At 37.7% G+C, this 24,536-nt stretch carries 18 protein-coding genes and 1 pseudogene; 9 read left to right on the top strand and 10 right to left on the bottom strand.

What is annotated here, in order from left to right; translation table 11 throughout:
• Positions 1-211: 211 nt before the first annotated feature.
• From ABN256_RS08730 to ABN256_RS08710, 5 genes are all read left to right on the top strand, one after another.
• On the top strand, positions 212-3,940 hold the full coding sequence (locus ABN256_RS08730) for a DUF4132 domain-containing protein (RefSeq protein WP_349439384.1): 3,729 nt from the start codon (positions 212-214) through the stop codon (positions 3,938-3,940).
• Between the two features lie 25 nt (positions 3,941-3,965).
• Positions 3,966-5,075: an ATP-binding protein gene (locus ABN256_RS08725; protein ID WP_349439383.1), complete on the top strand. Its 1,110-nt coding sequence runs from the start codon at positions 3,966-3,968 to the stop codon at positions 5,073-5,075.
• Positions 5,076-5,172: 97 nt separating this feature from the next.
• A complete protein-coding gene (locus tag ABN256_RS08720; protein ID WP_349439382.1) occupies positions 5,173-7,755 on the top strand; it encodes a DUF5682 family protein in 2,583 nt (860 codons plus the stop codon).
• A complete protein-coding gene (locus tag ABN256_RS08715; protein ID WP_072070213.1) occupies positions 7,742-8,896 on the top strand; it encodes a VWA domain-containing protein in 1,155 nt (384 codons plus the stop codon). The genes ABN256_RS08720 and ABN256_RS08715 overlap by 14 nt, the downstream gene beginning before the upstream one ends.
• Positions 8,893-10,962, top strand: coding sequence for an SWIM zinc finger family protein (locus ABN256_RS08710; RefSeq protein WP_349439381.1), 2,070 nt, complete (start codon positions 8,893-8,895; stop codon positions 10,960-10,962). Before ABN256_RS08715 ends, ABN256_RS08710 begins: the two co-directional genes overlap by 4 nt.
• Before the next feature lie 69 nt (positions 10,963-11,031).
• Here ABN256_RS08710 and ABN256_RS08705 read toward each other — a convergent pair whose 3' ends face one another.
• The 7 genes and pseudogenes from ABN256_RS08705 to seqA form a co-directional block, all read right to left on the bottom strand.
• The gene (locus tag ABN256_RS08705; protein WP_349439380.1) at positions 11,032-11,775 is read right to left on the bottom strand and encodes a type 2 GTP cyclohydrolase I; all 744 of its coding nucleotides are present in this window, start codon (positions 11,773-11,775) and stop codon (positions 11,032-11,034) included.
• Between the two features lie 226 nt (positions 11,776-12,001).
• Positions 12,002-12,208 (bottom strand): YbfA family protein, encoded by a 207-nt coding sequence (locus ABN256_RS08700; protein ID WP_072070216.1) that lies wholly within the window; start codon positions 12,206-12,208, stop codon positions 12,002-12,004.
• Between the two features lie 336 nt (positions 12,209-12,544).
• On the bottom strand, positions 12,545-12,829 hold the full coding sequence (nadS, locus tag ABN256_RS08695; protein ID WP_197269428.1) for a NadS family protein: 285 nt from the start codon (positions 12,827-12,829) through the stop codon (positions 12,545-12,547).
• Position 12,830: 1 nt separating this feature from the next.
• A pseudogene (locus ABN256_RS08690) lies at positions 12,831-13,164 on the bottom strand (type II toxin-antitoxin system RelE/ParE family toxin).
• A 140-nt stretch (positions 13,165-13,304) separates the two neighbouring features.
• The gene (locus ABN256_RS08685; RefSeq protein ID WP_072070218.1) at positions 13,305-13,787 is read right to left on the bottom strand and encodes a YehS family protein; all 483 of its coding nucleotides are present in this window, start codon (positions 13,785-13,787) and stop codon (positions 13,305-13,307) included.
• 141 nt (positions 13,788-13,928) lie between these two features.
• Positions 13,929-15,569, bottom strand: coding sequence for a phosphoglucomutase (alpha-D-glucose-1,6-bisphosphate-dependent) (gene pgm / locus ABN256_RS08680; protein ID WP_196553431.1), 1,641 nt, complete (start codon positions 15,567-15,569; stop codon positions 13,929-13,931).
• 74 nt (positions 15,570-15,643) lie between these two features.
• Positions 15,644-16,195, bottom strand: a complete 552-nt coding sequence (gene seqA, locus ABN256_RS08675) for a replication initiation negative regulator SeqA (RefSeq protein WP_072070220.1) — start codon at positions 16,193-16,195, stop codon at positions 15,644-15,646.
• Positions 16,196-16,656: 461 nt separating this feature from the next.
• Here seqA and ybfF point away from each other — a divergent pair, with 461 nt between their 5' ends.
• From ybfF to fur, 4 genes are all read left to right on the top strand, one after another.
• On the top strand, positions 16,657-17,439 hold the full coding sequence (ybfF, locus tag ABN256_RS08670) for an esterase (RefSeq protein WP_349439379.1): 783 nt from the start codon (positions 16,657-16,659) through the stop codon (positions 17,437-17,439).
• A 203-nt stretch (positions 17,440-17,642) separates the two neighbouring features.
• The gene (gene ybfE / locus ABN256_RS08665) at positions 17,643-17,951 is read left to right on the top strand and encodes a LexA regulated protein (protein ID WP_109410031.1); all 309 of its coding nucleotides are present in this window, start codon (positions 17,643-17,645) and stop codon (positions 17,949-17,951) included.
• 271 nt (positions 17,952-18,222) lie between these two features.
• Positions 18,223-18,750: a flavodoxin FldA gene (gene fldA / locus ABN256_RS08660; RefSeq protein WP_115351382.1), complete on the top strand. Its 528-nt coding sequence runs from the start codon at positions 18,223-18,225 to the stop codon at positions 18,748-18,750.
• A 189-nt stretch (positions 18,751-18,939) separates the two neighbouring features.
• Positions 18,940-19,386, top strand: a complete 447-nt coding sequence (fur, locus tag ABN256_RS08655; RefSeq protein WP_006537692.1) for a ferric iron uptake transcriptional regulator — start codon at positions 18,940-18,942, stop codon at positions 19,384-19,386.
• Positions 19,387-19,470: 84 nt separating this feature from the next.
• Here the strand turns inward: fur and ABN256_RS08650 are convergent, their stop codons facing one another.
• The 3 genes from ABN256_RS08650 to glnS all read right to left on the bottom strand — a co-directional run bounded on the left by ABN256_RS08650 (position 19,471) and on the right by glnS (position 24,514).
• Complete coding sequence (locus ABN256_RS08650) at positions 19,471-20,310, bottom strand: DUF817 domain-containing protein (RefSeq protein ID WP_072070223.1); 840 nt, start codon at positions 20,308-20,310, stop codon at positions 19,471-19,473.
• A gap of 494 nt (positions 20,311-20,804) precedes the next feature.
• Positions 20,805-22,199 (bottom strand): chitoporin ChiP, encoded by a 1,395-nt coding sequence (gene chiP / locus ABN256_RS08645; protein WP_099075900.1) that lies wholly within the window; start codon positions 22,197-22,199, stop codon positions 20,805-20,807.
• Between the two features lie 647 nt (positions 22,200-22,846).
• Complete coding sequence (glnS, locus tag ABN256_RS08640) at positions 22,847-24,514, bottom strand: glutamine--tRNA ligase (protein ID WP_197269430.1); 1,668 nt, start codon at positions 24,512-24,514, stop codon at positions 22,847-22,849.
• Positions 24,515-24,536: the final 22 nt, after the last annotated feature.

Raw genomic sequence — 24,536 nt, 5'->3', positions numbered from 1 at the left:
CTTCATTTTCAGCACTTTTTCCTGATATAGTGTTTTATATATTGCAGAATTGAATATTAATAAAGCTAGGTTAGCTTTTTTAGCGTTTATATCTATAAATTTAACAAATGATATATCTTGCCCACGATCCCAACTGTAATAATCAAATTGTTCGTTTCGCTATTTCATGGTAAAAAAAACTGTTTATCCATACATAGCTTAAGGAACTGGCGTGATAAAAAAAATCTTAGACATTTTTCCTATTTTTGGGAAAAAAGACGTCAATATTACTGAGAAATATCTCCAAGAATCTCTTGTACTGCTTGCTATATTTGATGAAGGATTACCTAAACGTGCATTAGATTATGTACTTACAGGTAAAAACCCTGAAATTCTTTTTGAATTAAATAAACTAGATGCAGCAAAAGCAGCCGTTTATTTTCATCGTGCAGGAACATTAGAATGGTGGTATGCCAGTAATATTGATACAGGAAAATATAGTAAAGTTATCACCCAAGGTCTTAATGCCCGCCATAAACTCTACTCTAAAGTTGGCGAAAGCTTTTCCTTAGAACAAGTTGCTCGTTATGCGAAAGTCATTGCAGCCGCATGCCAAGATATCAATATCAAAGTAACAACAACTGAAGTGCCAACTTGGGTTATTTACCTGTTAGTTGATGCGTTTTACACCACTTATGATAATGCACGTAATCTTAATTTAGAGCATCGTAAACATTGGAGTATGGAATTTATCGCCAAAATGGCCGAAGCAGAGGCCAATATTGCAGGTGAAAATGCATTATTCGCGGTATTCGATAGAAAAGATATCTCTGAATATTATGCTTCTAATCTTAAGCGTATTTATGAACTCCATGATTTAAAAGATTATCTGCTTTCACATCAAGAGTTTATTAGAACAGAATTAATTGAAAAACTTTCAGCAAATGGTTTAGTTGAGCTAATTAACTATCTAAATAAAAATACGATATTACGCGATACCTTTGCAGATATTATTGTTTTACTTGCCACCAGCAGTTTAAAAACAGTGAAAAAAGCCGCAGAACCTATTTTGAATACCTTGCCGGCTAAAATTGTAAAAGAAAATTTAACCCATGTTTTAATGAATGGTACGCCAAAACAACGTACACAAGCAGCTGATTTATTTGCTCGCCAAGGTGAAAACCGTGATGTACTTGAAGAAGCATTAAAACATGAAACCTCAAAAGCAGTCATCAAGAGCATTGAAAGTGCCCTACAACGTTTTAGCGTTGCTGATAACGCAAACACCGTTGATGCCATCGAAGCGCCTGATTTTACGCCATTAGAAGATACTCCATTACCCGATAGTGCCCGTGATATTATGGTCAGTAACTTCAATGAGATGTTAGCTAAAGCGAAAGAAAATGCTGAACGCGAAATTGAAGAAAATAAAACATCGAAGCACTCTTATAATTGGGCACAACGTCATTATAAAGATTTATCTAAAATCGATGAAAAACAATGTCGTGCATTAGTTGATAAACTCAACAGCGGGCAAGGTACTATTCAGTCGAATGAAATCCTAATTATTAAACACAAAAATCGTATTCCTAATTTACCAGAATACACATTCTTCCATGCTGTGCGTGTGATAACCAACAACCGCCAACATGCCGATCACTTTTCTTCTCACTACTTTAATGGCGATATTCCTGAGCGTTTATTTAGTGATATTGAATTACGACAAGTTGAAAATGCATTAGAAAGATGTAGCTTCAAACGCGCAGCCCGTATCACCGCCGCACTATGCTTAGAATCTTATCAAGATGGCTTACGTCGTTTTCGTAAACCAGAACAAGTTTGGCCTTTTTTCTCTCAACATACTGATTATATTGCAGAAGCACTAAACTTAATGCCAAACCAAAGTGAACATCGCTATCGCCAATTTGAAACATCACAAGGTATTGAAGTATTAGGTCGTTTCCCAACAATTCCTGCACAATTTGTTCCACGCATCATGGAATTGGCATTAGGTGAAAATAAAACACACCGCGTTTCTGCACAAAAATTATTAGAAACACTACCTAATATTCATTTAAGTGCACAAGAAGGATTAACCTCTAGTAAACAAGAGATCCGTGTTACAGCCATTGAATGGTTAGCTCGCTTAAATAATCCGGATTCCTTACCTGCACTTAATGCCTTATTGAAAAAAGAGAAACGCGAAGTAGTTCGAGCCTCTTTACTCACTGCATTAGAGCAATTAGGTGAAGACATTTCAGGCTACTTATCGCCAAAAACGTTATTAGCAGAAGCTGAAAAAGGCCTTAAAGCCAAAGCACCAGCAAGCCTTGCTTGGTTTAACTTTGAGGCAATCCCAGCACTCACATGGGAAAATAAAAAAGCGGTTGATCCCGCGATTATCCGTTGGTGGATTATTCTGGCAGTAAAATTAAAAATGCCAGGAGGCAACGCGTTATTGCAACGTTATATCGGACTGCTTTCTACCGATAGCCAACATAAACTTTCAAGCTTTATTCTACATACCTTCGTTGCTCAGGATATTAAAGGGCCATCACTGGAAGAAGCGATGGTAGAAGCACAACGTGAAGCGCCGGGGCGTTTAAGTAATTATCAAAACTGGGCTAAACGTTATCCTGAATATTATGCTAAATATGAAAATTTCACTTTAGAACAAGTGGTTGAAGAGATTAAAAATGAGGTATTACGTCGTTATTTAGGCTCAGCAATCAGTGATAAAGGTATGCTTGCGCTTATCTGCGGAATTGAAGGCCATGTTGCGGTATCTGTATTGCGCAACTATATGCGCGATCATTATCAGCGCCGTGCACAAATTGAAGCAATGATTGATGCGGTAGCATCAAGCAATGATCCTATTATCATTCAGCTTCTTCTTTCGTTATCTCGTCGCTATCGCACTGCATCTGTTCAGGAAAAAGCCCGTAATTTAGTTACGCAAATCGCAGAGCGTAATGGCTGGAGTGCTGATGAATTAGCCGATAGAACTATTCCAACCGCAGGTTTTGATGATACCGGAACATTAGTGCTGGAATATGGTGAACGTATTTTCACTGCAAAAATGGATGCAAAACAAAAGCTTGTTCTGTTTAATCCAGAAGGTAAAGAAGTTAAAGCGTTACCTGCCGCGCGCAAAAATGATGATGCAGAGCTGATTAAAGAAGCGAAAAAACTTTTCACTTCAAGTAAAAAAGAACTTAAACAAGTTATTGAATTACAAAGTGTGCGTTTATATGAAGCCATGTGTGCTCAACGTCAGTGGTTAAGCGCAGATTGGCAGGAATATATTTTAGCTCACCCAATTATGCATAAATTAATTGAACAATTAGTTTGGCAGGAAGTAAAAGATGGCGAAGTGATCAATACGTTCCGCCCTTCTGATGATGGCGCATTACTTAACCTTGAAGATGACGAAGTCACTTTACAAAACGACTCATTTATTCAATTAGCCCACGCGGCATTAGTTAATGAAGATGAACGTAAAGCATGGATTGCTCATTTCAAAGATTACAAAGTGAAATTCTTGTTCTCACAAATGGAACATAAAATCCCTGAGTTAGATCTAAAACTGACTGAGATTGAAGATAGAAAAGGTTGGATCACTGATACCTTCACACTACGTGGCATTTTAACCAAAATGGGCTATCAACGTGGGCCAGCTGAAGATGGTGGTTCGTTCTCTCACTATTACAAATTCTTCTCTAGTTTAAACTACTATGTAAATATCGGTTTCAGTGGTAGCTATGTACCAGAAGAAAACATCCCTGCGGTCTTATTTGATTTAAGTTTTGAGAAAAATCAGCAAGATTACTGGGATCGCAATAATATTGAGCTAAAAGAAGTTCCGCCAATTTTATTAGCAGAAAGCTATGCTGATTATCTAAAAATCGCTGAAGCTTGTGCAGGATTCGATCCTGAATGGGAAAAGAAAACACCTTGGTAATAATTAGGGATAACTAGGAAAGAATATGGCTAAAAAAGTACCCACGGAACAACAAGCAATCAGGGAAAGTGCTGAGGTTCGATTTGCTCAAGAGCTAGAGCGTTTAACAAAAGCAGATGTTAATAATCCTAAACCACAAGGATGGCTTCGCTCTCCTCGTGCTGTACGCCAATTTATTTTAGGTGATGATGTATTAGGTATCACGCCTAAATTTTTCGGCGACGATGCCTTGGTTGATCGCGCAATTGTCACATTATTAGGCAAGCAAGGTTTAATGCTAGTTGGTGAGCCAGGTACAGCAAAATCAATGCTCTCAGAGCTTTTTTCAGCTGCCATCAGTGGTGATTCAGGACTAACTATTCAGGGTACTGCGGGCACAACAGAAGATCACATCAAGTACTCATGGAACTATGCGTTGTTATTAGCAGAAGGCCCAACAGAACGCGCTTTAGTGGGATCGCCGCTTTATCAAGGTATGTTACAAGGTAAAATTGTTCGCTTTGAAGAGATAACCCGTTGTCCTCCAGAAATTCAGGACGTACTGGTTTCTTTGATGTCAGAAAAACAGTTAATGATCCCCGAAATGGGTGACGGTGCGCGTATTAGTGCAAAACCTGGGTTTAACCTTATCGGTACAGCAAACTTACGTGATCGCGGTGTCCACGAGATGTCTGCTGCATTAAAACGTCGTTTTAATTTCGAAACTGTAAAACCCATTCGTGATCCGGCATTTGAAATCAGCTTAATTCAATCACAGTTAGAAAATGAATTAGGCTCTTTAGCCAATGAAGTGACTGTACCTGCTGATGTAGTGGAATTGCTGGTAACCACCTTCCAAGAATTGCGTTCAGGTAATACAAAAGATGGCGGTAATATCAAAACCCCTGATGCGGTTATGTCTACCGCAGAAGCGGTCAATATTGCTTATGCTTGTGCATTAGAAGCACATTACTTAGGTGATGGCGTAATGAATGCGGGTGCGATTGCGCGCCAATTAATCGGGGTTGTATTAAAAGATAATGCTGATGATATTAAACGTATTCGTTATTACATGGACAATGTAGCTAGAGAACGCGCAAGAAATAGTAAAGAGTGGAAAGCGTTCTTTGATGCATCAAAAGAGTTTTGGCAATAACACGCTGAGATTAATTGCTACAAAATAAATACGTTATTTATCAATTAAAGGCAGAGTTACTGACTCTGCCTTTTCACCCAGAAAAGGGATCGACACGGTGACGCTACCTTCAATACCTTTGCCAGAAAGAATTGACCAAGCACGACTGAAATGGACGTCGTTACAGCAACAACATCTCTATTTTGCCCCTGTACGCCATCACAGCCCCGCTTGTGCTTATGCCGTCTTATCACTAATTGATTCGGTAAAGCCTGACTATATTTTAATTGAAGGCCCTGATACCTTTAATTCTCTTATTCCAAGCCTAATTGATAAAGATACCCTGCCTCCGGTGGCTATTATGGGGCAAGCAGAATATTTGCATAATGATGGTAACCAAGAAGAACGAGAAAAATCACTGCACTCTGCCTATTTCCCATTTTGTGAATACTCACCTGAATGGCAAGCATTACGAGGTGGTTTACGCATCAATGCAAAAACACGCTTTATCGATTTACCTTGGGGCGCTCAAGTTAATAACGAAGAATATAGTGATTCACAAAGTCGTAGCTTACAAAAAGAACGTTATTTAGCCCATAGCCAATTTATTGCACAATTAGCCAAAAAATGTCATTGCCGTGATCATGATGATGTTTGGGAGCATCTTTTTGAGCTACGCAATATTGAAGCTTTAGCAGATTGGCAAGCACTCTTTAATGATACCTTTATTTGGTGTGCACTTGCGCGTCTTGATTATGAACCTGAAGTGCTTGAATCTGAAGGCTCTTCGCAACGTGAAGCACATATGCTCACTCATATTCAAACCATCAAACAACAAGAGCCCAATGCCAAAATTTTAATCGTCACAGGGGGATTCCATACCCTTGCATTAATTGAAGGTCTAGCCGATCCACAATCTCAATCTTTCGCCATTTCTAGCACAGAACAAAAGCAATTCACTAAAATGCAAAAAATGGGTGAAAATGAACAAGCTTGGCTTATTCGCTACAGTTTTGACAGATTAGATGCACTGAATGGCTATTCTTCTGGTATGCCATCTCCGGCTTTTTATCAACAAGTTTGGCAAAGTTTGATGCAACAACATCATGATAAATTAGAGAATAATGATGCTGCAAAACAACCAACTCAAATTTATCGCAATAAAATGGGGATTGCTTTTCTAAGCTCGGTAGCTCAGGCGATCAGAGAAAAACAATTTGATAATCCGCCGAGCTATTTAGCTGTAAAACTGGCGGCTGAACAGAGTTTACGTCTCGCTTTACTTAGAGATCACGCTGGTATGGGTCGCTATGATTTGCTTGATGGTTTACAAAGTGCCTTTATTAAAGGCAGTTTAGATGATAGTCAAAACGAGTTGTGGACAGAAATTAAAACCTGTTTTTCCGGCTATCTATTAGGCAAAATTCCATTAGGCACGGCAACCCCACCGTTGGTAAATGAAACCTATGAACGTGCTAGAGGTTTTCGTTTTAAACTTGATGATACATTAGCAAAAACCACTAAATGTGATGTGTACCGCAATCCTCAACATCGCTTAAGAAGTCGTTTTTTACATTTACTGGCCTTCTTAGAAATTCATTTTGCACACCGTGTAAATGGCCCTGATTTTCTTTCTGGTCATCAACTAGATCTGTTATTTGAAGAGTGGCAATACGCTTGGACACCCAATGTAGAAGGTGAGCTGATTTCATTATCAGAGAAAGGCTCACAACTTGAAGCTATCGCCCTAAGTAAGCTGTTATCAATGGAAAAACAGCTTGAAGAACAAGGGCAAAGCCGTTCAAGCCAGAGTGCGGTCACGTTATTAATCCAAGTAGCATTAATTGGCCTCCACCAGCGTATTCCATCACTCTTTAAACTATTAGATAACTATATTCAGCAAGATTTTCGTCTTGAGTCATTAACTCAATGTGGACATAAATTGATCCATTTATGGCGAGGTCGTCAATACCTTGATATTACCGATGAACTGGCACTGGAAAATCGACTACATCAAGTTATCCCTCAAGCATTTTTTTGCTTAGAACAACTCGCTCAAGGTGATGAACAACAACAAGAAAGCAATTTACAAGCCTTGCTCTCTTTACGTGAACTGATTGAATTTATGCCATCACTTAATAATCCACATGATTACAAAAGTGATTTCTATCAGCAGCTCAATCGCCTTGATGGTCAACTAGATGCAGTGCCTTTATTAAAAGGTGCTGTTGATGCATTGCGTTATTTAGGCTCATATATTGATGAAACCACTCTAACAAACGCATTAAATGCCACGTTTAGTACCGGAAGTTCTCCTGAGCAGGCTATTGGCTATTTTGTCGGAATTATGCGAACAGCACCAGAGCTTGTGATCCGCTTACCTTTATTGGTTGATCACTTAAATACCTTGTTACAACAATGGGATGAAGAACGTTTTATTCAGATCTTACCTGATCTGCGTTTTGCCTTTAGCCAACTTAATCCCAAGCAAAATGCAGAGCTTGCACAATATATTGCCAACGATATTGGTTTAGACACACAAGCGCTATCATTATGGCAGTCAGAATTTAGTGCTAAACAAATGATTGAAGCCACAAAACTCAATCAAAAACTGCAACAGCGTATAACGGAACAAGGCATGATTTCTTGGTTTGATACTAAGAAAGCAGAGAAAGGAGACAATGTCCATGAGTCAGCATAATGACGATATGCCAGAAGATAAAATACAACAAGCAAAGCGCTGGCGCCTGATTTTAGGTCAATATGCGGATGATGCTCTGGGGCAAGCGACTTTTAATGCTGATGATTTAAAAGTTGAACGTACACTCGACTTTCTCTATCGCCGAGAATATCAGCGCCGAGGGCTTCGCCAAGAGCGAGGACGTCATGGTTCACTCGATGCATCGCAACTTACTGCGGTAAACTGGCTAAATCAAGCACGTAAGCTATTCCCTAATAGCACCTTTGAACGTATGCAATCACAAGCTATTGAGCGTTATCAAATCAGTAGTTTTCTTAAAGATCCCAATACGTTAAAAGCAATGGAACCTACAAAAGCGTTAGCCAAAACACTATTAAGCTTGCGTGGGCGAATGAGCGAAGAAACACGAGATGCTGTTAAAACTATTATTCGCAAAGTAGTTGAAGACATTTTACGTCAGATTCGTAATAATTTTCGCCAATCATTAACGGGACGTCGTAATCGCTTTAGACGCTCTTTGGTGCCTAATAGTCGTAACTTTGATTGGCGTGCAACGATTGCCGCAAATTTAAAACATTACGATACCCAAAATCGTCGCTTAGTCATTGAAACGCCTTATTTTAACTCACGGATGCAACAGCATTTTCCGTGGGATGTTATTCTCTGCGTTGACCAAAGTGCATCAATGTCTAGTTCCATTATGTATGCGGCTGTTTGTGCCAGTATTTTAGCTTCATTGCCTGCCGTAAATGTCTCTTTAGTCGTTTTTGATACTCAAGTTGTCGATTTATCTCATTTAGCAGATGATCCTGTTGAGGTTTTAATGACCGTACAATTAGGAGGCGGTACAGATATTGCTGGTGCAATGCAATACTGTGAAAGTTTGATCAAAAACCCTAAACGTACAGTTATTTCACTGATCAGCGACTTTGAAGAAGGTGGCTCATTAAACCGCTTATTAGATTGCACACAACGCCTTAATAGCCAACAAGTTAAATTATTAGGGCTTGCGGCACTTGATGATGAAGCTCAACCTGTTTATGACTCTGCGATTGCACAAAAACTCGCGGATAGAGGTATGCAAGTGGCGGCATTAACACCAGAACATTTCGCGCAATGGTTAGCAGAGGTAATGCAATGAGTTGGCAAACCGTTTACTTTCATTACGATGAAGATGCACTCACCGTCTTTGCTAATGCAGGATTGCTAAGACGTGCTAAAAAAGACGTTGATAACGAAAAAGTTTCACTCACTGATCCCAATACAGGGCAGTTTAGTAGTGATGGACAAAATGTTGTTTTACACGAAGCGGGGATTCAACAAGCAAGTTGTGATTGTTCTGCTTCTGGTTGCTGTAAGCATATTTTAGCTGCTGTTTTGTGGCTCCAAGCTAATAATGTCGATCATTCAAACAGCGATAATAGTATTGAAACATCAGCAGAAACTATTAATGAATCTGTTGAAATCACGCCATTGTTACCCACTTTATTTACACTTGATCCTGAACTACTGATCAAGAAAGCAGGTAAACCTGCGTGTCGAACAGCGATTAAATTAATTGAGCAATGGGAAAATATAACGTTCAATCTAGAAGACACTGGAACTCAGTTAAAAATTCAACTTCCTGATGTGAATGAACCTGTTATTTTCTTACAAGCGAGTGGTTATGATGGCATGTTATCGCCTTTTTCTGACTCACAGAAAAAAGCCTTTCATCTTGCTATCGTGGCTAAATTATTTGAGCAACACTCGAAGCCTTGGACGTGGCCTGAAAATTTAATTGCGGTGCAATCTTCTAAACGTCCTCTGAATGATGAAGAAATAGCTCTAATTAAGACCATCGAACTCTTCATTTATGATTTATTACGTCAAGGGCTATCACATATTAGCTTAAGCAGTGCAACACAGTTGCACTTATTAAATATGTCCGCCCGAGCGGAAGGTTTGCCTCGTTTAGCATCTTATTTACGAACATTAAGTACTCAAGTTAAACTGTTAGCAGAAAGACATTTCACAATGGATGAAAGCCGTGTCTTGCGTTTATTAGCCCATATTTCTGCCTATCTATTCCAATTATCTAATGCAACACCAGAACAGCTAAAAGTGTTACGAGGACAACTTCGTCGTCAATATGACGATAAAAAAAAGAGTCTCTCGCTTATTCCAATTGGTGCAAATTGGTGGACAGCACAAAGTGGCGCATTAGGAGCAACATTTACCTTTTGGGATAGTGAAGAAAAACAGCTATTACAAGCAACACAAGCTCGCCCTAATCAGCTAGATACCTTGTTTAATCGTTATGGTGTTTGGAACAGTTTGTCATTATGGAAACAAACTGCGGATAAATTAATGCGTCGTCCTTTTTTATTACAAGAGCCTCGTATTTCTGATGAAGGAAAGCTTGCCACCATTGGTGATAGTTTTGCTCAAAATCAAGCGGATTTTCTTGGTATTACAAACTATAACAATTTACAAACTGAGCTAGGCATCAATAATTGGCAAGATTTACCCGATTACTTCGCCCATCAAACAGAAGGATTTCTCTCCCCTCTTGTTCTGCATATCAAAAACTACAAACCTTTAATTTGGTATGAGGTAGAGCAATGTGTAATTTGGGAAGTATCCGATAATCATGAAAACTCAGCATTCTTGCGCCTTTATTGGGAAGGAACAACACAAAATAATCTAGAAGAGTTGCGCTTTATTACCAAAAAAGAGTTAGAAATTGTCGCAATCACAGTACAACCCGTTCGACGCGATCTCAATATAGACTTATTGCCAACGACCATTTGGATCAATACAGAAAAAGGCATTGAACTGTTTTATCTCGATTTTGACCAATTTCCACATAAGAAAAAACAATCAGGCTTTATTAGCCGTATTCAAGAATATATGGCTAAACGTAAGCAACAAACAGCAATGCATCACAGTGAGCCGACCTTGGCACAAAAATTCTGTCGCCCTATTTTGTCAGTATTAGAAGCCCAAGCATGTACTGGGCGGGAGTTACTCTCTGAAATGCAAAAAGAGCAATTAGAAATAAGCAAACACACCGCAGATGATTTAGGAATGACATTAATTGCTGATCAATTAGCTTATTATTTGACATTAACTTCCCGTGACTCACGGGCGTTATTACAGTTAATTTGGCTATGCGATAACCTGCAACAATTGCAAAGTCCATTACCTATTCAATTTAACGAGTAATTGGTATTAACAAAAAAAGCTATCTCTCAAATTAAAGAGAGATAGCTTTTAAGATAACAATAAATGGGTTTACGCTGGATTATCAATATCAACAAATGTCACATCTAAATGATGTGTTTGAGTCAGCCATTCACCTAATGCTTTAATGCCATAGCGCTCTGTTGCATGGTGCCCCGCAGCAAAGAAATGAACCCCCATTTCTCTTGCGATATGAATGGTCTGTTCTGAGACTTCGCCTGTCACAAAAGCATCTACACCATGCTCTGCTGCATCTTGAATAAAGCCTTGTCCGCCTCCTGTACACCAAGCAATAGTACGAATAGTATCAGGTGCATTATCACCGCAATGTAATACATTGCGTTGTAATGATTTTTCTAAACGTGCTTTTAATTCAAGCGGTGCTAAAGGTAAATCAAATACGCCTTTAGGAACTAAAGGCATGATTTCACCTTCAACTTTAATGCCCATTTTTAATGCTAATTGAGCATTGTTACCTAAGATTGGGTGCGCATCTAATGGCAAGTGATAACCAAAAAGATTAATGTCATTGCAAAGTAATGTCTTTAAGCGGTTACGCTTCATTGAACGAATTACAACCGGCTCATTTTTCCAAAAATAGCCATGGTGAACTAAAATCGCATCCGCATTTAATCGTACCGCTTCATCAAGTAATGCTTGGCTAGCGGTCACCCCTGTGATTATTTTTTGAATATGAGGGCGCCCTTCGACTTGAAGGCCATTAGGTGCATAATCTTGAAAGTTTTCAATGCTTAGTTTCTCATTAATCACTCGTTCCAGATCAGTGTTTTTCATTTCATTCATCTCCCTGTTATCACGAATGCCACTATTTATATAACAATCTAATAAATAGCAATAGGTTAAAAGCACCCGTTTAAGTAAACTATTATTCTTTATTGTAACGTAAAATTTGCGAATTATTTGAAGTTAAGAAAAAACGAGAAGATAGCATTGCTAAAATGCTTAAAAAAGAGAGGATAAAAATAACGCCTACATATGTAGGCGTTATTTTAATGTTCTGTTATTTGTGGCTATTTAATGCCACTTCTGATTTTGCCAGCCAAACTGGTTTATCACTTGTTTTAGACCATACACGATGTATATAGCTATAAAATTGTGCGCGTTTAGGATGAAAAACCATAACAGGAAATGCCGCAACACCTAGCGCAACAGCACCAGTACGACGGGCTAAAACATGTTTTTTTGTATATTCGTTATAAGCTGGCATAGTGCTCTCCTGTATAGAGATTAATTTGATGTTGAAATTTTACCTCATTTGATGAAATTTTACTACTGATCAGACCACTCAATTCGTGCGAAAAATCACCTTTATTTTGCTTGATATGTAATTAAATTTCAGAATAGAAACAAAAATAAAACATAAATGACATAATTGTTAACAAAACAAGATCAGTGTTTTTACTTAACTGAGTGAATAGTAAATAATTTCGAGGATAAATTATCAAAAAAGAAAAAAATCAAACCAGTGAGGAGATATGCAATATTCTAAAATAGGGGTTTACTGCCAAATAAGACAAATTTAGCAGTAAAAAAGTTAAAGGAATTAGATACTAGCTAACTCTTTAAATAAGCTAGGATTGTTATGAATTGCGATAAGCACTTTTGCGGTAAGCCCTGTTGGATTACGTCTTTTCAGTTCCCAACTTTTGACTGTATCAACACTAGTCCCCAGCGCATTTGCAAACTCGCTTTGTGAAACGTTAAGTTGTTTTCTAATTGCTTTTACATCAGCAACTTCAAAACGAGTAACTTTCGATGCCTTTTTATCGCCATTTTTAATTTCTACGGCTTCTTCTAAAGAGGCTTTTAAATCATTGAAGAAACTCATATCACATTTCGCCTTTAAGTCGTTTTGTGAGTTTTTTTAACTCAATCTTTTCTAGAGCAGTTAAACTCACTTTTACTCTTTTTGGGTACGCCATAACTAAATAGATAACTCTTTTAGTTGCTAAAAAATAAATAACTCTAGCACTTGCACTTTTTTCCTTGGTTACCTACCGCCATTCTTATTTTACGTAACCCGCCAGTTCCTTGAATTAGATCGCCTTTATCAGGTCTACCTATCAGTTCATTTTGAAATGTTCGTATTTCTTCATCTGTAGCTAATAACTTGATTTGCTGAGTAAATATTGACGTTTCAATAAATTCTATTGCATGACTCATTAAGTTCCCTTTCTAATCTGTCACCTTGAAGCGTACAATGTACACCATAAAAATTAAAGATTAAATACGGGTTCTCGTACTACAGAACATTTAAAAAAAACCCTCTATTAAAGAGGGAATAATTCTTAATTGAGATTTATTTATTTCTTAACTGCTTTACCTTTACCACGTAGGGTTTCGGTTAATCCTTTAAGAAAATACCTTACCAGCTGATCACCACAGTTACGGTAGTTTTTATGTCCTGGTTTGCGGAATACCGCACTAAGTTCAGGCTTAGAAACACGGAAGTCCGCAAGCTCATAAATTTTTAGAATATCCACATCCTTGAGTTCAAAAGCGACACGTAATTTTTTCAAGATAATGTTATTTGTAATACGCTTTTCAACTTCAGGTGCTGGAAAGTTTTCATCTTTTCCACGACGATAAAAAATTAGACCATTTAAAAAATGCCCCATTGCATTATCGTCACACTCGACAAATTCAGGTTCATCATCTTTTTTCAACCAACTATTAACTAACTCTTTCGTAACGGTGTAATCAGCTAGCTTCATGATCTCAACCATATGTGCATCACTGAGATCCAGCATGTAACGTACACTGCGTAAAACAAAATTATTTTGCATTGATTATCCACTCTATTTTTAATTCTAAATCAACCTCAATGATGGATATCAATGCTGTGATCTAAAAATATTTAATGATTAAAAAAATACACTCTACCTTTTGGTAGAGTGTATTCTATATAAATAGCTTATTACACTAACTTATTTGTTAGCAAAGACATTATTTACTATTTCAATGGCTTCTTTTTCAATTAACTCACGATGCTCAGGACCACGGAAGCTTTCGCAGTAAATTTTATACGCTTCTTCAGTGCCTGATGGACGAGCCGCAAACCAGCCGTAATCTGTCATCACTTTTAAACCACCAATAGAGGCACCATTACCTGAAGCATGTGTTAAACGAGCCGTAATTGGGTCGCCTGCTAAGGTGCTTGCTGTTACCATTTCTGGTGATAAACGTGACAGCAATGCTTTTTGTTCATGAGTTGCTGATGCTTGAATACGGTTATAGCTTGGTGAACCAAAACGCTGCGCTAGTTCATTGTAATGTTCTTGTGGATCTTTGCCTGTGACTGCTTTCATTTCAGCAGCTAACAAACATAAAATGATACCGTCTTTATCGGTTGACCATGGTTTACCGTTAAAACGCAAGAAAGATGCTCCTGCACTCTCTTCACCACCAAAGCCAAATTCACCACTAAATAAGCCTTGAACAAACCATTTAAAACCAACTGGCACTTCAACTAGCTCACGACCTAAGTCAGCTACAACACGGTCAATCATTGCACTTGAAACCAGTGTTTTACCTACTTTTACATCGTTAGCCCATTGCGGACGATGACGGAAAAGATAGTTAATCGCAGCTGCTAAATAGTGGTTTGGGTTCATTAAACCTGACGGCGTCACAATACCATGACGGTCATAATCAGGATCGTTGGCAAATGCTAAGTCAAATTTATCACGCAATTGTAATAAACCTTCCATTGCCCATGGTGATGAACAGTCCATACGAATAACGCCATCATGATCAAGAGTCATAAAACGGAATGTCTGATCGACTTGATCGTTAACCAATTCAAGATCAAGACCATAATATTCACCAATGCGTTTCCAGTACTCGATACCGGAACCACCTAATGGGTCAACACCTAATTTTAAGCCTGCTTTCTTAATGGCTTCCATATCAACAACGTCACCTAACGCTTTGACATAAGGCATAATTAAGTCTTGAGCTTCAATATAACCACTCACCAATGCTTCATCATAAGAAAGACGTTTGATCCCTGCTAAATTATTTTCAAGCAGTTCATTAGCGCGTTTTTCAATAACAGAAGTTAAATCGGTATCAGCAGGTCCACCGTTTGATGGGTTATATTTAATACCGCCATCTTCAGGGGGGTTATGTGATGGAGTGATCACAATACCATCAGCAATATCTTGATGCGCATCGTTGTAAGTCAAAATAGAAAAAGAGACCGCTGGCGTCGGTGTATAACCATTATTTTCTTGGATAATCACTTTCACTTTATTAGCAGCGAGTACTTCTAAAACAGAAATAAATGCAGGCTCTGACAGTCCATGGGTATCTTTACCCACGTAACATGGGCCTGTTACTCCATTTTTTGCGCGTACTTCAGCAATAGCTTGTGCAATTGCCAAAATATGGGCTTCATTGAAGCTATGGCGATTTGCACTTCCGCGATGGCCAGAGGTACCGAACTTCACACGATGAGCATTAATGCTAGCTTGTGGTTTAAGTGAATAATATTGCGACGTTAATTGCGCCACGTTAATCAGATCACTTTGGCGAGTATGCTGCCCTGCTCTTGGATGAATTGCCACAAATCTTCTCCTATTTGACATCACAAGCACGCTTTAAACAAAAGCCTTTGCAATGCATCAATTAACAATAGTGGTTAGATAGTTCCACACACCTTATCAATCTCATTCGCAGGAAATTGCATATCCTGCATGATGCTTTGTACCATTGTTCTTTTACGCTCTGTATTGGAGTTAGTAATAACCCAAAATGGCGTGCCTGAAATATGGCGCGGTTTTGTATGACGTCCACTATCGAGTAATGTTTGTTCATCACCAGCAAAATAGATGCGTGTTCGTCCATGTACTGTTTCAGCAGATTGAGTAAAAGTAGCGCTATCTAGGCTATATAACGTAGAAAGGATCTGTAAAAAACGATCAACTGATTTTGTTTTTTCTGCATAGCTGTCAGATAACAACAGTTCTCGCATTTCACGGACCGGATTTTTTGCTGGTGTAATCGATTTAGGTTCAGCTTCCTGTTTAATAACAGGTGCTTGTACTGACTCAGTGACAACGACTGGCTGTACGGGCTGTTTGGCATCAAGCTTCAGTAGACGCCTTAAAATATCTGAAGCGCTTTCACCGATATGTCTAGTTTCGCTAGCAATATAGCGGTAAAGTTCGTCATCAATTTCTATCTTTTTCATTGCTACCCAGTACTGTTTTCAAAAAAAAGTAATTAGGATTATAAGATATAATCTTTAAAAACAAAATAGGTAAAATTTCAATAACTTAAAGAAGATCTATACAAGATCCAGCCATTTCAATGGCTAAGCTTGGTATTTATCCTATTGTTTATCTCGGTATCATCTTCTATTCTTTGAACTTATTCAAACAAAGCCTGCTTCAAATACCGCCTTCTCACACCACACCAACCATCAAATAATATAAAATTCTAAATATTTATTTTTGAGCAATGCCAAGATTTCAACTTTTTAAATAAGTTTAGAATAAACATCTAAATAATGTCAATTATGTGGTTTTTTATAAATCTCCCTTATCAATTATTTCTACTCTTAATCACTCACGCATATTATTACGATAAGTTGGCTTAGTATCTTGTGCATGTCATCATAGAAAAAATCACAATTATTTTTTGGTCATTAACATGAAACTCAATACATTATTAAATTATCAATTACATCAGCCTGAAACAGCACCTGCATCCAATTTACCTATTGTTTTGATCCACGGCCTTTTTGGTGACTTAAATAATTTAGGCGTCTTAGGGCGTGATCTACGCCAAGACCACACCGTGATCCAAATTGATGTGCGTAATCATGGACATTCCCCTCATAGTGAAAGTATGAACTATCAAGATATGGCACAAGATGTACTTACATTACTCGATAGTTTACATATCTCAAAAGCCATCATTATCGGGCACTCCATGGGAGGCAAAATTGCAATGGCAATGACAGCATTAGCGCCTGAGCGAATTGCTCGCATTGTCGTAATAGATATGTCACCTGTAGCTTACAATGTTCGCCGCCACGATAACATTTTTGCGGCACTCGAAGCCGTCACTAAAGCTCAAGTTACACGACGTCAAGATGCAGTAGAAATTATGAGCCCCTTTATTAAAGAAGAGGGCGTTATTCAGTTTTTACTTAAATCATTTAAAAGTGGAGAATGGCTATTTAATTTATCTGCGATCAAAAATGCCTATTCAAAGATTATTGGTTGGCAAGAAGTCCCTGCTTGGAATTATCCGGTGCTATTTATTCGTGGTGGTTTATCGCCTTACATATTAGATGAATATCGTAATGATATTGCACGCCAATTTCCGCAAGCTAGCGCTTTTGTCGTAGCAAACACTGGACATTGGGTACATTCAGAAAAACCTAACACTGTTATTAACGCTATTCGTCGTTTTTTATCAAAAGCATAATTTATTACTGAAAGTGGCGTAATTAAGGAAGTAATAATTTAGCTGAATGTATAATTATTGTACTTAATCACACAGTCTGTCGATAAAAACACCAAATGACAATAGGTTAAACTCAGGAAGCAGTGGCAGGACGTCACTATGTGGGGTATTATTGGGCGTTTCGCAATTTAGTCATTGGTATACGCCCTTTCACAGCAAAATTTATGGCAAAAGAACAAACTGATCGCACCACACTGGATTTGTTCGCAGATGAACGCAGACCTGGGCGACCTAAAACAAACCCGCTTTCTCGGGATGAACAGCTTAGAATTAATAAACGCAATCAATTAAGACGAGACAGAGTCAATGGTTTACGTCGAGTTGAATTGAAATTAAATGAAGATGCTGTGAATGCACTTAATGAGTTGGCGACTGCAAGAAATGTTAGCCGTAGCGAACTTATTGAAGAAATATTACTAGAACAATTGGCGCAAAATCACGCCTTGAAAATACATCAAAATGAGAATAGCTAGTAGCTAAACCACACAAATTTGACAGAATTACCCTGCTATTTTCGTCAAAATACGTTTTTTAGTTTTCTATTATGAAAACAAGATGTTTATTTTTCACTAGTAATTGTTCAAACACAGACAAATATACTCTAACTATTTCGAAGTGTGGCTAATTGGCAAGTAAAGGCGTTACTGTTACATACAAAGTATGTAATCAGTACGAATCAACGTAGTCAACAACGCGACAATTTGAAGTATAACGAATATAGAATAAAAGAGGTTATCTCACTTTATGGCAATCATAGGTATATTCTTCGGCAGTGATACCGGCAACACTGAAAATATTGCCAAAATGCTTCAAGAAAGACTGGGCGCTGATAATGCCGAAGTTCATGATATCGCAAAATCCAGTAAAGAAGATATCGAAGCATTTGATATTCTGTTACTAGGTATTCCTACTTGGTATTATGGTGAAGCACAATGCGATTGGGATGACTTTTTCCCAACACTAGAAGATATTAATTTTGAAGGTAAGTTGGTTGCACTGTTCGGTTGTGGCGACCAAGAAGACTATGCAGAATACTTCTGTGATGCAATGGGCACAATTCGCGATATTATCGAACCTCGTGGTGCTGTCATTGTGGGTCACTGGCCAACAGAAGGTTACCATTTTGAAGCCTCTAAAGGGCTTGCAGATGATAATCACTTTATCGGCCTTGCGATTGATGAAGACCGTCAACCAGAATTAACCGAAGAGCGTGTTGATGCTTGGGTTGCTCAAATCAAAGAAGAAATGAGCCTAGATGAAATTCTGGGATAAATAAATACTCAATATTGAGAATGATAATTATTCAATGGTGTGCTAAGATAGTGTGATAGGTAGGGGTGTTTATTTTTAAATATCATGCCTATAATCAATAAGGTTATTTATTCACCCGAGTGTTAATGAATCAACCCTATTAGTGAGCACAAAAATTAAATTCACCATTAGCAACAGGATTAAATCCGCATGACCGACAATAATAAAGCGTTAAAAAATGCTGGGTTAAAAGTTACACTTCCTCGCTTAAAGATCTTGGAAGTGCTCCAGGATCCTGAGTGCCATCATGTCAGTGCTGAAGATCTCTATAAAAAACTCATCGATATCGGTGAAGAGATTGGTCTGGCAACCGTGTATCGCGTCTTAAACCAATTTGACGATGCTGGTATTGTTACCCGACATAATTTTGAAGGTGGTAAATCAGTATTTGAATTAACTCAACAACACCATCACGATCATTTAATTTGTCTTGATTGTGGCAAAGTTATCGAGTTTACAGATGATGCGATTGAAGTGCGCCAAAGAAACATCGCTGAACGTCATGGTATCAAGCTTTCCAATCATAGCCTTTATTTATATGGCCACTGCGCTGAAGGCAATTGTAAAGAAGATAGCCACGCACATGATGAGAAATAATTCATTCTGGATAATCTCTCAGTAAAAAAAAGGAACTGTTCACAGTTCCTTTTTTATTACCTTAAATTTGAGGATAAAATAACTCTACTTAGGCACACTGATACTGTGTTTAATATGTTTTAAATGAACCACGATAGTAAATGTAACAATGACTAACAGTGACCAAGAGCCCCATTTCCCTGCATGCACAGCAGACCAAGCACCAATCTGGTTAGGATATTGCCAAACACCAAAAAATGTACCGAAATTCTCAGCAAGCCAAATAAAGAAACCTATCAGAACAAAAGCCAATAATAGTGGCATTTTTCGCTCTGTATCATAAGGCGTAAAATAAACCACACTACGAGCATAAAGACCTAAAATAAAAGCAGTTAAATACCAGCGATAATCACCGATAAAGTGATGAGAAAAGAAATTAATATAGATAGCGAGTGCAACTAAAGTTGCCATCCAATAAGGTGGATAATGTTCAATTCGTACTTTTAAAAAACGCCATGCTTGAATTAAATAACTTCCTACCGCAGAGTACATAAATCCTGTAAATAAAGGCACTTCCCACAATTTAGTGTAAGCAAAATCAGGGTATTTCCACGATCCAATTGCTGCTGATGTTTTAAATAATTCCATCACAAAACCAACGATGTGGAAAAAACAGATCGCTTTTAATTCATCCCATGTTTCAAGTTTTCCCCATACCATCCATAATTGGAAAGCAATAGCGAGAATAAGTAAAACATCATAACGAGGTATCCCTAATATTCCTTTACTTGGTGTTGCAAATAAAATAAAAAAGAAAAATCCCGCAAATAAACAAGAACGCGCCTCTTTCACACCAAAAAAAAGAAATTCAACAATAAATCGTTTTATACCTTTAAAGGGCTTCAATGGTGGTTCTAATAAAAAATCATCCAATCGCTTTAACATGCTTCTTCCTGAAAACGTGCATTATCGAACTGCATTCAATGCAGAATAATAAATAAGATGAGATAAAATGAATGGCAAGAAATTTGCCATAGAATAAAAAAACCTACAAGGATGAAAAGGACGAAAAAGGAAGGAATGAAAAAATAAAGGTATTTACCCCCCACTACGATACCCACTCTGACTGCCTTTACTTAGGGTAAATACCTTACGCAAATTTTGCGAAATAACTGAAACACAAGAGATAAACATAACCCACTCACATTTATCTCAGACGACATGACATGACATGACGACTTTACTTCATTACTTTTACTATATACTGCGATTTTAAAACGACTCTTTACTACTTTTTACTTCGACTCTTCTACTTCTTACTACTACTGACAATTTCACTTCATTAATGAGGTTTGTTTTTACTTATCGTAATCGTATTTAGCTTTTTTAGTTTTATTCAGGATAAAGTGTAATGAATACACTTTATCCTTATGCTGATATTAGAAAATAGTAAATGGCATTATCACGTTAAATTTAACGTCTTTTTCATCTTGGAAAATATTACCAAAACCACCTTCATAACTTGGAATATCGGAGTGGTTATCATAACGGGTATAGTGAAGTTTAAAGAGAGTGCCTTTAGCTCGACCTTCTTGAACCGTATACATAATATCCGCATTCCATGCGCTTTCTCTAATACGCTGACCTTGATCATAAATGGCTTTACCACTTGGCTTAGCATCCCATGCGTAAACATAAGAAGTACCTACCGCCCAGCCAGATAGATCCCAGTTTTTCAGATCGTACATTACACCCGCATAAAGTGCTTTTTCACCATTAGCGTTAAAGTCAGAACGACCATCCCACCAGACATCAAGACGACCATTAGATGTTGCCCAACCCGGAGTCATACGCTGTAAAAAATAACCTTGATTACCTTCAGCTTTAACCCACGTTCCTTCTACTTTGAAGTCAAATACATTGTAGGTATAACCAAAAGTCAGTGCTTGTAACCATGCCAGCCCATCATAAACATCATTAACGCCACCACCGGTCACTTTATCTTTAGCACCGTAGAATTGGTAAGACGTTCTTAATGCATTGTCAGCAATTGGGAAATCATAAGAAACTTTACCAAAATACTGATCGATATAACCATCGGCCTGACCAAATGCAGCTTCTAACACTAGGCTGTTTTTAAAATCATATTTGGCGCCGAAAGAGTGAAGATAGCTAATATTCGTTTCTAGATCAGCTTTGCGAAAGTTATACATATTCCGATACCATGGTGCTTTGTATTCATCTGTCCACATATAGGAGAAAGATAATTCACCACTTTTATCAAAATCGAAAACTGCTCCAGCTTCCGCCCCACGATAAGTTCCCGGTAAGAAGCTCCAGTGCGGGCGTAATAAACTTTGGCCTTTAGGTTGAATATATCCACCTTGTGCCCAGAAATTACCTAATTTGAATTTTGCAGCGGCTTTATACACGCTCATACCACTGCGATCGCCTGTCCATTTTTCATCCCAGCGACTTTTTGCATCACTAAAACCGATTTCATTAGGTGCCGCAGGGCCACTGTTATTCAATTCAGCAGCACCAAAGGCGGCTAAATCAATACCAATAAAATCACCAAGGTAACCTGATGAGAAGTCTAGATTAGCGTTAAAAGTAGAATGGTGTAAGTTAGCTTTGTATTTGCCGTAATCAGGACTATTTGGTGTTAACTCTTTTCTATCACGGTCACGTTGCCAATAAAAAAGCCCCCCCGTTAAGGTTGAGTCATCAATAAATCCTTCAGCATGAGACATTTTTGCAGGTAGTGCAGTTACAAGCAATGCGCCCATAACGGCAAGTGCCACCCTGCCTGGTTTAGCATGTTGCATAACCATAGCATTGTTTCCTCTTTGACTTTGACTAAAAAAGAAATAAGCACAATGCCTATTTCCAAATATAAAACCCCAAGTGGGGAAAAAACCTAAATTAGGTTAGAAACAGCATATTTTTCGCGACGCGAATTATCAACCAAAAAAAAAGAATTTTTATCAAAATATGACCAAGGGCACATAACTAAATAATCGTTTCATTTTCTTTCTTTTATAATCTCTCGTTAAAAATAAATATAACAAATTGATTTTATTTGTTTTTTATATCAATCTTTAAACAATATTAGATTTCGTTTTTATTAAAAAGAATAATAAGTAGCGCTTATAAATAAACTTTTTTAACGATGTGAAATATGTGCTTTTAATCACACTTTTCTTACTACAGCCTTATTTAATGAGATGTTATGAAAAAACAGAAGAATAAAGTGATAACAAGTTAATTATTTCAAATGAAACAAATAAAAAATTATCATTTTAAATGAAAAAATTAAGATTAATTAATCCCTAAAGAATAAATGCTGGATATAAATAGATGAAAAATTGTACGACATTAAAAAGAAAAATAGATAAAAAAATGCTCGATAAATAATTACCGAGCATTCTATTAATTTTGGCGCTAACTATACTTAATGCAACTCAAAATAAGGTTCAAATTAACCTTGTTGAGAAATCTTAGCCCAAGTGTCACGTAAGCCTACTGTACGGTTAAATACTAACTTATCTGCTGTTGATAGCTTATCAGCACAGAAGTAGCCTTCACGCTCAAATTGATACGCTTTTTCAACCACCGCATCTTTTAAACTACGTTCAACAAAACCTTCACGAATAACTAAAGACTCAGGGTTAATTGTTGATAAGAAATCATCTTCTGCCGCTGGGTTTGGTACACTAAATAGACGATCATAAAGACGAATTTCAGCAGGAACAGCATGTGGAATGCTTACCCAATGAATAACTCCTTTTACTTTACGTCCATCAGCAGGATCTTTATTTAATGTTTCTGCATCATAAGTACAGTAAATGGTTGTGATTTCACCTTGCTCGTCTTTTTCAACACGCTCAGCTTTAATAACATAAGCATTACGTAAACGAACTTCTTTACCTAGTACCAGACGTTTATATTGACGATTTGCTTCTTCTTTAAAATCAGCGCGATCAATATAAATTTCACGGCTAAATGGTACTTCACGCGTACCCATTTCTGGTTTATTTGGGTGATTCGGCGCAGTTAAAATCTCTTCACCTTCTGGCATATTTTCAATAACTAAACGAACTGGATCGATAACAGCCATTGCACGAGGTGCATTTTCGTTTAAATCATCACGAATACAAGATTCTAATGCAGCCATTTCAACATTATTTTCTTGTTTCGTTACACCAATACGTAAACAGAATTCACGAATAGAGTCAGCGGTATAACCACGACGACGTAAGCCTGAAATCGTTGGCATACGAGGATCATCCCAACCATTGACGATGTTTTCTGTCACAAGCTGATTCAGCTTACGCTTTGACATCACAGTATATTCAAGGTTAAGACGAGAGAATTCATATTGACGAGGATGACAAGGGATAGTGATATTATCCAGCACCCAATCATATAAACGACGGTTATCTTGGAATTCTAACGTACATAAAGAATGAGTGATATTTTCCAGTGCATCTGAGATACAGTGGGTAAAATCATACATTGGATAAATGCACCATTTATTTCCAGTTTGGTGGTGCTCGGCGAATTTAATACGATAAAGCACCGGATCACGCATAACGATAAAAGGTGATGCCATATCAATTTTCGCACGTAAGCACGCTTTACCTTCTTCAAAGCCACCCGCACGCATTTTTTCAAACAGCGCTAAGTTCTCTTCTACGCTACGTGAGCGATAAGGACTGTTTTTACCTGGCTCTTTTAATGTACCGCGATATTCACGAATTTCTTCAGCGCTCAGTTCATCAACATAAGCTAAGCCTTTATTAATCAACTCAATCGCATATTGATAAAGTTGATCAAAATAATCTGAGGAGTAATGAACGCTACCTTCCCATTGGAAACCTAACCACTGAACATCTTTTTGAATTGAGTTGATGTACTCAATATCTTCTTTTACTGGATTGGTATCATCAAAACGTAAATTACATTTACCCTGGTAATCTTTAGCAATACCAAAATTCAGACAAATTGATTTCGCATGGCCGATATGAAGATAGCCATTAGGTTCAGGTGGGAAACGCGTATGCACGCTATCATGTTTCCCTGTTGCCAGATCTTCATCAATTATTTGACGAATAAAGTTAGTTGGGCGGGCATCTGCCTCATTCATGGTCATTTTTTCCTCAAAGCAA

It is taken from the genome of Proteus sp. fly-1008, from assembly GCF_040140305.1.
GTDB lineage: Bacteria > Pseudomonadota > Gammaproteobacteria > Enterobacterales > Enterobacteriaceae > Proteus > Proteus vulgaris_B.
Note: the sequence above shows the minus strand (reverse complement) of the source record. Positions and strands in the feature narration are given on the sequence as shown.

Bases quoted from the DNA above. Each gene is read 5' to 3' on its own strand.
- seqA (WP_072070220.1), bottom strand. From the start codon at position 16,195: ATGAAAAAGATAGAAATTGATGACGAACTTTACCGCTATATTGCTAGC.
- fldA (WP_115351382.1), top strand. From the start codon at position 18,223: ATGGCAATCATAGGTATATTCTTCGGCAGTGATACCGGCAACACTGAA.
- chiP (WP_099075900.1), bottom strand. From the start codon at position 22,199: ATGGTTATGCAACATGCTAAACCAGGCAGGGTGGCACTTGCCGTTATG.
- ybfE (WP_109410031.1), top strand. From the start codon at position 17,643: ATGGCAAAAGAACAAACTGATCGCACCACACTGGATTTGTTCGCAGAT.
- ybfF (WP_349439379.1), top strand. From the start codon at position 16,657: ATGAAACTCAATACATTATTAAATTATCAATTACATCAGCCTGAAACA.
- nadS (WP_197269428.1), bottom strand. From the start codon at position 12,829: ATGAGTTTCTTCAATGATTTAAAAGCCTCTTTAGAAGAAGCCGTAGAA.
- glnS (WP_197269430.1), bottom strand. From the start codon at position 24,514: ATGAATGAGGCAGATGCCCGCCCAACTAACTTTATTCGTCAAATAATT.
- fur (WP_006537692.1), top strand. From the start codon at position 18,940: ATGACCGACAATAATAAAGCGTTAAAAAATGCTGGGTTAAAAGTTACA.
- ABN256_RS08650 (WP_072070223.1), bottom strand. From the start codon at position 20,310: ATGTTAAAGCGATTGGATGATTTTTTATTAGAACCACCATTGAAGCCC.
- ABN256_RS08700 (WP_072070216.1), bottom strand. From the start codon at position 12,208: ATGCCAGCTTATAACGAATATACAAAAAAACATGTTTTAGCCCGTCGT.
- ABN256_RS08705 (WP_349439380.1), bottom strand. From the start codon at position 11,775: ATGAAAAACACTGATCTGGAACGAGTGATTAATGAGAAACTAAGCATT.
- ABN256_RS08685 (WP_072070218.1), bottom strand. From the start codon at position 13,787: ATGCAAAATAATTTTGTTTTACGCAGTGTACGTTACATGCTGGATCTC.
- ABN256_RS08715 (WP_072070213.1), top strand. From the start codon at position 7,742: ATGAGTCAGCATAATGACGATATGCCAGAAGATAAAATACAACAAGCA.
- ABN256_RS08710 (WP_349439381.1), top strand. From the start codon at position 8,893: ATGAGTTGGCAAACCGTTTACTTTCATTACGATGAAGATGCACTCACC.
- ABN256_RS08725 (WP_349439383.1), top strand. From the start codon at position 3,966: ATGGCTAAAAAAGTACCCACGGAACAACAAGCAATCAGGGAAAGTGCT.